Raw genomic sequence first — 276 nt, forward strand, 5'->3', positions numbered from 1 at the left:
GGCGTGGATGGCATGGGCGCTATGGCTGGCCTGGCTGGTGGGTGTGGCCGCGATGGCCCTGCGCAGCCTGGCCGACCTGCAGGCGACCCGGCGCCGCGTGCGTGGCAGTCGCCACGACATCCCGCCGGCGCTGGCCGCGCAGTACCGCGAACTGGCGACACGCCTGGGCCTGCGCCGCGCCCCGCCGCTGCGCCTGAGCACGCAGCTCGATTCGCCGCAGCTGGCCGGCCTGTGGTCGCCCTGCCTGCTGATGCCGGCGCACCTGGTATCGGGCAT

1 protein-coding gene is annotated in these 276 nt (G+C 75.4%); it reads left to right on the forward strand.

Annotation, left to right across the window (positions count from 1 at the left end; translation table 11 throughout):
* Nucleotides 1–276 (forward strand): M56 family metallopeptidase (locus SB822_RS56810; protein ID WP_410859066.1); only part of this gene is annotated, 276 nt, incomplete at both ends.

The sequence above is a fragment of the Paraburkholderia sp. SIMBA_054 genome (genome assembly GCF_046534875.1).
GTDB lineage: Bacteria > Pseudomonadota > Gammaproteobacteria > Burkholderiales > Burkholderiaceae > Paraburkholderia > Paraburkholderia hospita.